Origin of the sequence: Pseudonocardia pini, assembly GCF_013870575.1 — a bacterium.
Taxonomy (GTDB): domain Bacteria; phylum Actinomycetota; class Actinomycetes; order Mycobacteriales; family Pseudonocardiaceae; genus Pseudonocardia; species Pseudonocardia pini.
In genome coordinates this window covers 1-4,443 of the sequence record NZ_JACBXB010000459.1, presented here as the reverse complement: position 1 = coordinate 4,443, position 4,443 = coordinate 1, and the positions used below count along the sequence as shown (strand labels likewise).

General features: G+C 70.7%; 5 protein-coding genes. All 5 read left to right on the top strand.

The genetic code is table 11. The annotated features are described in order from the left end of the window. On the top strand, window positions 1-951 hold a 951-nt coding region (locus tag H5J29_RS22250), incomplete at its 5' end, for a DUF7064 domain-containing protein (protein ID WP_220187770.1). A 5-nt stretch (window positions 952-956) separates the two neighbouring features. Next, window positions 957-1,943 (top strand): DUF7064 domain-containing protein, encoded by a 987-nt coding sequence (locus H5J29_RS22245; RefSeq protein ID WP_181782983.1) that lies wholly within the window; start codon window positions 957-959, stop codon window positions 1,941-1,943. A 27-nt stretch (window positions 1,944-1,970) separates the two neighbouring features. Next, window positions 1,971-2,594, top strand: a complete 624-nt coding sequence (locus tag H5J29_RS22240) for a MarR family transcriptional regulator (RefSeq protein ID WP_181782982.1) — start codon at window positions 1,971-1,973, stop codon at window positions 2,592-2,594. Window positions 2,595-2,743: 149 nt separating this feature from the next. After that, window positions 2,744-3,931 (top strand): acyl-CoA dehydrogenase family protein, encoded by a 1,188-nt coding sequence (locus tag H5J29_RS22235; protein ID WP_181782981.1) that lies wholly within the window; start codon window positions 2,744-2,746, stop codon window positions 3,929-3,931. Next, window positions 3,928-4,443, top strand: a 516-nt coding sequence (locus H5J29_RS22230; protein ID WP_181782980.1) for an AMP-binding protein, incomplete at its 3' end; no start/stop codon positions are given. The genes H5J29_RS22235 and H5J29_RS22230, both read left to right, overlap by 4 nt.

The window sequence follows — 4,443 nt, the reverse complement described above, 5'->3', positions numbered from 1 at the left end:
GGACACGAGATGCTGACCGCTGCCGACGACCGCCGACACACGCTGGCTCCGGGCCCGCTGGCCCGGGAGAGCCTGATCTTCCTGCTCTTCCTGCCCGAGGAGAACCTCGGCATGATCGCCTACACCTGGGTGGACGGCGAGGGCGCGGCGAGCTCGATGATCACCGTGTTCGGCGAGGACGACGAGCGGCTGGTCCACCACGTGACGAGCGGCGTCGCGATGGATCCGCAGGCGGACTTCACCGACTGGCAGGTCGGTCCCATGCGGGTGCAGCACGGCGAGCCGCACAAGGACGCCCGCGTCACGTTCACGCAGGACGACGTCGCGCTCGACTACCACTTCGAGGCCATCAACGAGGCCTTCAGCTACCACGACAACGCAGACGGTTGTCCCGGCTTCCTCGCCGACGACCGCCTCGAGCAGTGTGGGCGCGTGCGCGGGACGCTGACCATCGGCGAACGGCGCATCGAGTTCGACACCACCGGCCACCGGGACCACTCGTGGGGCACCCGCGACTGGACCGCCTTCCACCACTACAAGTGGGTGAACGTCCAGTCGGACGCCGGCGACGTCGCGGTCAACTTCATGCACGGCCTCGCGATGGACGCCGAGTGGGAGCTCGGCTACGTGCACCGCGACGGCGAGCAGTCTCCGGTGGTCTCGATCGAGCACCACGTGGAGCGCGACGACGAGTTCTACGCCTACACATCGGCCCGGTTCGTCCTCACCGATGAGAAGGGCCGGGTCACCGAGATCGAGACCGGCCGCCGGACCTCGCTCATCGTGTGGCCCGCGGGCGGGCTCGTGTCACGGGACGCGGCGAGCCGCTGCACCGTGGCGGGCAAGCCCGGCCTGATCCACATCGAGGAGGGCTGGGTGCCGGAGTTCGTGAGGCACCGCCTGGAGTCCGCCGCTACACGCAAGACCGACCAGGCCGCGATCGGGGAGTAAGACCCATGCCGTTCATTCCACTCGAGCACGGTGGCGAGAATCGCCACATCTTCTACTCCGACACCGCGGACGAGAACGTCCGCGAGTCGTTGGCCTACCTGTTGCCGCTGCCGGACCTGGGCCTCGGCATCATCGTCTACACCTGGGTCCACTCGGCAGGGAAGGACGGGAAGGGCCGCGCCGGGTCGATGGCCGTCGTCTACGGGCCGGGTGTCGAGCAGACCGTCTCCGAGGCCTCCGACGGGATCCTGGTCCCGGACTCCATGGGCTTCGACGACTGGCGCGTCGGCGCCATCACGCTCAACGCGGCCGACGACGCCATGTCGACCCACCTCAAGTTCTCCGGCGAGCGGATCTCCCTGGAGTACGAGTTCACCGGCATCAACCCGCCGTTCGCGTTCGTCCGACACCCCGGCGGCTGCCCGTCGTGGCTCGCGGACGACCGCAGCGAGCAGGGTGGCCGGGTCGTCGGCTCGCTCGTGCTCGACGGCGTGCGCCACGAGTACGACACGTTCGGCCACCGCGACCACTCCTGGGGCACCCGCGACTGGGGCGGTCCCACGCACTGGAAGTGGTGGAACATCATGGCGCCGGACGCGTCGATCCACCTCATGGAGCTGCAGTACTTCGGCAAGACCACGCTGCACGGCTACGTCCACCGGGACGGGGTCACCTCGGTGATCACCGACTACGACATCGACGTGGAGTTCGACGGCCAGGTCATGCAGCAGAAGCTCGACGGCACCATCACCGACGAGGACGGCCGGACCACCCGGATCCGCACGTGGCACGGCGCCGACCTGCACTGGCCCGTCAGCCCGTATCTCACCCTGCACGAGGCCTCGATGCACGGCGAGATCGACGGGGTCGCCGGGGCCGCCTACATCGAGATGGCGTGGCCGCCCGCCTACCTCGCCCACCACAGCGAGACCGAGGAGGCCGACGCCAGCCAGCTGACCGTCGACCGCGAGGTCGAGCTGACCCAGTCCTGAGCGGACTGTTCCGAGAGGAGGCCGACGATGGCCGACACCGAGCGCTTCCTGGTGGTCCACGCCCTGAAGGTCAAGGGGCTCGCCAGTGCCGACGACCTCGCCGAGATCACGGGGCGGTCCGACCTCGCACCGGTGCTCGACGAGCTGACCACCGAGGAGCTCGTCAAGCTGCGGACCGGCCGCGTCGGCGGCTACGCCCTGACCAAGGAGGGCCGCGAGGCACATCCGGCCCTGGTCGCGGCCGCCGTCACCGACGAGGAGCGGACCGGGATCAGCGCGACGTACGACGCCTTCCTGCCCGTGAACGGCCGCTTCAAGGAGGTCTGCACCCGCTGGCAGGTCCGGTCGGGACCGGGCGGTGACCAGCAGCCGAACGACCACTCCGACGAGGCGTACGACGCCTCCGTCGTGAGCGAGCTGGGCGAGGTCCACGCCGCCGCGGTCGCGGCTCTGGCGCCCGCGGCGTCGGTGTCGCCGCGCTTCGCGCGCTACGGGGAGCGGTTCGCCGCTGCGCTCGAGCGGGTCCGCGGCGGCGACCAGTCGGCGTTCGCCCGGCCGATGAGCCACTCGTACCACGACGTGTGGATGGAGCTGCACGAGGACCTGCTCCTCACGCTCGGCCGCGAGCGCGACAGCGCCGACGGGCACTGACGCCGCCCGTCGGCGGCGGGTGCCACCGACCTGCGGGCCCGCGACCGTCTGGTCGCGGGCCCGCCTGCTCCCTGCCCTGTGACATGTCTATCGTCAATTTTGGTCTGACCGATAGCATATTATCGGGAGAGATCGCAGAAGGAGCTTCCATGGATCTCGCAGACTCCCCCGAGGAGGCGGAGTTCCGCACGAGGGTGCGGGCCTGGCTCGCCGAGTCCCTTCCGGAGCTGCCCTGGCCCGAGCCGGTGGAGCTCGCCGACAAGCTCCCGTTCTGGCGGCAGTGGCAGCGCCTGCTGTTCGAGGGCGGGTACGCCGGCATGTCGTGGCCGAAGGAGTACGGCGGCCAGGGCGCGGACGCGAAGATCCGCGCCGTGTTCACCGACGAGGCGGACCGGGCGGGCGCGCCCGAGCGGCTGAACACCGTCGGCGAGGACTTCGCGGGCCCGACCGTCATCGCGTTCGGCACGCCGGAGCAGAAGGAGCGGTTCCTCCGCCCGATCCTGACCGGCGACGAGCTGTGGTGCCAGCTGTTCTCGGAGCCGGAGTCCGGCTCGGACCTCGCGTCCCTGCGCACCAGGGCGGTCAAGGTCGACGGCGGGTGGCGGATCACCGGCCAGAAGATCTGGACCAGTCGCGCCCATCTGGCCACCAACGCCATCCTGCTCGCCCGCACGGGGGGCTCCGACCTCCCGCGGCACAAGGGCATCACGTACTTCCTGCTCCCGTTGGACAGTGAGGGCGTCACCGTCCGGCCGCTCGCCCACATGCTCGGCGAGGCCGAGTTCAACGAGGTGTTCCTCGACGAGGTCTTCGTCCCGGACGAGCTGGTGCTGGGCGAGGTGAACGGCGGCTGGAAGGTCGCCATGGCCACGCTCGGCTTCGAGCGGGTCGGTATCGCGACCGGCCGGGTCAACACCAAGCGAGCCGTCGACGACATCATCGAACAGATCCGCGGGATGGCGGACTCCGCCGACGCACCGCTCGGGGCGGACCCGACGGTCCGGCGCACGGTGGCCGACCTCTACGGTCGGGCGCTCGTGCACCAGGCCATCGGGCAGCGCGTGCTCACGATCGCCGCGGACGGCGGCTCGCCCGGCCCCGTCACCTCGATCGGCAAGCTCTACTTCTGTCCGCTGGTCGAGGACCTGGCCGACTTCCGGCAGTCGTTGTCGCCGCTGGGTGGGCAGCTGGCCCCGGAGGGGCAGTCGCCCGAGGAGAGCCGCTGGCAACGGCTCGCCTACCAGGCGCGGGGGACCGCCATCGCGGGCGGCTCCACCTTCATCCAGCGCAACATCGTGGCCGAGCGGATGCTCGGACTCCCCCGGAGTGCGTCGTGACCTACACCTGGACTCCCGGGCCGGAGTACCTGGAGCACTCCCAGGTCGCTCGGTTCGCCCGCCTCCACGGGGCCGCCGACATCGATGCGCTTCGCGCCCGCTCGGTCGCGGACGTCGGCTGGTACTGGGACGCCGTGGTCGCCGACCTGGGCCTGCGGTTCTTCCGCAGCCATCACCAGGTGCTCGACCTGTCGAGCGGGATCACCGACCCGGACTGGTTCGTCGGTGGCGAGCTCAACGTCGCCGACGCGTGCCTGGCGCGGTGGGCCGAGGACCCGCAGGCGCGCGAGCGGACCGCCGTGGTGCACGAGGCCGAGGACGGCACCGTCGACTCACTGACCTTCGCCGAGCTCGACGCACGCGTCCGGCGGGTCGCCGCCGGTCTCCGCGAGCTGGGGCTCGGGCGGGGGGACGCGGTCGCGCTCTACCTGCCGATGATCAGCGAGGCGGTGGTTGCGTTCTACGCCGCGGCCCGGATCGGTGCCGTGGTCGTGCCGCTGTTCTCCGGCTTC